Source organism: Pricia sp., from assembly GCF_041745955.1.
In the GTDB taxonomy this organism is placed as follows: Bacteria; Bacteroidota; Bacteroidia; order Flavobacteriales; family Flavobacteriaceae; genus Pricia.
This window is the reverse complement of record NZ_JBGTHY010000051.1, coordinates 1-3,894: the sequence shown is the minus strand read 5'-3', so window position 1 is coordinate 3,894 and position 3,894 is coordinate 1. Positions and strand designations below refer to the sequence as shown.

The 3,894-nt window shown below is 44.5% G+C and carries 1 protein-coding gene and 1 pseudogene; one reads left to right on the top strand and one right to left on the bottom strand.

What is annotated here, in order from left to right; all coding sequences use genetic code 11:
* Positions 1-1,026 (bottom strand): tRNA (adenosine(37)-N6)-threonylcarbamoyltransferase complex transferase subunit TsaD (tsaD, locus tag ACEW8S_RS01710; protein WP_373516460.1); only part of this gene is annotated, 1,026 nt, incomplete at its 3' end.
* Positions 1,027-1,137: 111 nt separating this feature from the next.
* On the opposite strand from tsaD, the pseudogene ACEW8S_RS01705 reads away from it, so the two are divergent.
* Positions 1,138-3,894, top strand: a pseudogene (locus ACEW8S_RS01705) (translocation/assembly module TamB); the annotation flags it as partial.

Here is a 3,894-nt window from a genome sequence, read left to right as displayed (position 1 = left end):
ATATTTCAAATACCCCACAATACCGATCATGGCCGCATTATCTGTGCAGTATTCGAATTTGGGTACGTAGGTCTTCCATCCGTGTTTTTTTTCGGCTTTTTTGAGGGCCATCCGGATACCGGAATTGGCGGAAACCCCGCCCCCGATCGCAATACGGGTAATGCCGGTCTGCTTGGAGGCCTTTTTGAGCTTATCCATCAAAATACCTACTATAGTTTTTTGTATGGAGGCACAGATATCCTTTAAATTATCGGTTATAAAATCCGGATCCTTTGCAGTTTCCCTTTGTATAAAATAGAGAATACTCGTTTTTAGTCCGCTAAAACTGAAATTGAGTCCGTCTACTTTGGGTTTCGGGAAGGGAAAGGCATCGGGGTTTCCTTCTTTGGCATATTGATCGACCAAAGGCCCGCCGGGATAAGGCAATCCTAATATCTTCGCACTTTTGTCGAAGGCTTCCCCAACGGCATCATCCAGAGTTTCGCCCAGGATTTCCATATCAAAATAATCCTTTACCAAAACGATTTGGGTATGACCGCCGCTGATGGTTAGCGCCAGAAACGGGAATTCTGGGGGTCTGCAGGCCTCGACCTTGCTTTTGCCCTCGCCATTACCTTCATTTCCGTCAACGTCTTCAACTTGATTCCCCTCCTCTATAAAGTGAGCCAAAATATGGGCCTGCATGTGGTTTACCTCGATCAGCGGAATGTTCAGACCCAGGGCCAGGGACTTCGCAAAAGAGGTGCCCACGAGCAAAGAACCCATAAGGCCCGGTCCGCGTGTAAAAGCTATGGCAGATACCACTTTTTTGTCGATATTTGCCTTGACTAAAGCTTGGTGCACCACGGGCACAATATGTTGTTGGTGCGCCCGCGAGGCAAGTTCGGGTACAACGCCCCCGAATTCCTCATGAATTTTTTGGGTGGCCACCACATTGCTGAGCACTTCTTTATCCTTTAGAACGGCAGCTGATGTGTCGTCACAAGAAGATTCTATGGCAAGGATGTAAATAGTTTTATCTTTCAACGGGTTTGGAATAAAAATTGAACGCAAAGGTATTCGAAATCTCAAGTCTAACATATAGAATTTAAACGCCCTATCAAAAAACTGAGAAAAATACTGATCCGGACCGTACTGGTGCTTTTGCTGATCAGTGTTTTGGGCACGCTCATACTCTCATTGCCCATTGTTCAGACCGGTTTTGCCCGGTATGCCACAGATACCATCAACAAAGACTTCGGTACGAACATCAGTATCGATAAGCTCCGTATTTCCTTGATTTCCTGGAATACCAATCTGAAGGGCGTTTATATCGCCGATTATAAAAAGGATACGCTTTTCTACGTCAGTGAGCTCACCACCTCTATATTGAGCGTTCGGAACCTAATCAAGGGCCAACTGGAATTTGGGGATATTGTCATCGACGAGCTCGATTTTAAACTGAAGACGTATCGCGATACCACTACCACGAACTTAGAGGTGTTTATCGATAAACTGGACGATGGCCGCCCAAAAGATCCGAATAGGCCGTCCTTTTTCTTTTCTTCCTCCGATGTCGAGATCGCCAATAGTAATTTTATCCTTTTAGACGAAAATCGGGAAACCGAACAAATGGTGCATTTCACGGGACTCAATATTAGGGCGACCGATTTTGAAATATCAGGCCCCCAGGTCACCGCCGATATCGAAGCGATGTCATTCAAGAGCGATAGGGGCATTGTGGTCGAGAAAATGGCTACCGAATTTACATATACACGAGAGCAGATGCGCTTCGATTCGTTGCTTATCCGTACCCCGAGATCCCGTTTGAAGGGGAATCTGGTATTCGATTACCAACGCGAAGATTTTGCGGACTTTTTGAACAAGGTAAAGCTTACCGCCGACTTTGACGATTCCACCGTGGCGTTCGACGAGATCAACTTGCTTTACGATCAGTTCGGCAAGGGCAAAGCCGTGAACTTTTCTTCGCAGATCAGCGGGGTTTTGAACGACCTGAGTATCGAGCAACTGTTCTTACAATCCGACAACACCGGTATTCGGGGCAATTTCAATTTCAAGAACCTGTTCACCAAGAAGCCCTTTATCATGCAGGCCGATATGAAAAACGTAAGTTCAAGCTATTACGAACTGAGATCCCTGATGCCGAATATTATCGGTAAATCATTACCGCCCGTTGTTTTTCAGAAACTAGGTCAGTTTACCATCCGAGGAAATGCCACCATAACAGAAACTGACATAGACGCAAAAGTGAATTTAAATACCGCTATCGGTAGTAGTTATGCGGATGTAACTTTAAACGGAGTGAACGACATCAACAATGCGACCTATACAGGTTTTATCTCGTTGATCGATTTTGATCTGGGCGATTTTGTGGATAACAAAAGATTGGGAAAAACTACTTTGGATGTCAATATCGAGGGAAAGGGTTTCGTACAAAAAACCCTGAACACCGAGGTCATAGGGGAGGTATATACGCTCAATTTTAACAATTATGTGTATAAAAATATCAAGGTTTCCGGAATCTTAAAAGATCAACTTTTTGACGGAAGCCTGGTCGCCGATGACGAGAATGTGAAATTCGATTTTAACGGATTGGCGGATTTTGGATCTGCGCGCAACGATTTTAACTTTAATGCCAATGTGGACTATGCCGATCTCAAACGCCTAAATTTTATCAACGATAGCGTTTCCATTTTTAAGGGCAACGTAAACATGAACGTCACTGGAAACACCTTGGACGATCTGCGGGGGGACATCAAATTTACCAAGACCGTTTTCAAGAACAAGAACGATGTCTATTATTTTGAGGATTTCAAAGTGTCCTCCAGTTTCGAGAACGACTCCATCCGCATTATCGATATAAATTCCCCCGACATTATCACGGGATATCTGAAAGGTAATTTCAAGGTCAAGGAGCTAGGCCGATTGGTCCAGAATTCCCTAGGAAGTATTTATACCAACTATCGGCCTTTTAAGATTTCCAGCGGGCAGACGCTGGCCTTTAACTTTAAGATCTACAATAAAATTGTCGATGTATTCTTTCCCGAGGTAAAATTCGATCCCAATACATTTATCAAGGGAGATATTGTGGCCGACGAAGGCGATTTCAAGCTGAACTTCAAGTCGCCGAGCATAGAGGCCTTTGGCAATAAGGCCGACAATATCGACATCCGGATTGACAATAAGAACCCTTTGTTCAACACCTTTGTTTCCGTCGGCGATCTTTCGAACCGCTATTATGATGTCAAGGATTTTAACCTGATCAACACCACTTTAAAGGATACCCTTTTCTTTAGAACGGAATTCAAGGGCGGCAGCGACTTCAACGACAGCTATAACCTCAATTTTTACCACACCTTTAACGCCGATAACAAATCCGTTATCGGTTTAAAGACCTCCGAGGTAAGTTTTAAGGGCAATACATGGGTGTTGAACAAGAACAACGACAACAAGAACAAGGTAATCATCAACCGTACCCTCGATAGTATCAGTATTCAGGAAATCGTCATGAACAACAGCGAAGAAGAACAGATCCGGCTTCGTGGCGAACTGGCAGATTCTACGTATAAAGACCTCGAACTGCAGTTCAAAATCGTATCGTTGGACAAAATCACACCTGCCATTGACAGCCTGAAATTACAGGGCGAGGTGAACGGCACCTTGAACATACTTCAAAAGGATGATATTTACCTTCCATCATCGAACTTGGGCATCGAAGATTTTTCCATCAACGATATCCGGTTGGGCGATCTGTCCCTCGGCATCGTCGGCAATAAAGACCTCACCGAATTCTCAGTAAACTCGCAGATAACGGACAAAGGCCGCGAAAAGCTCAGTATCGTGGGCACTATTGACAATCAGGGCGATATGCCCTTGGCCGATCTTATGATCAGT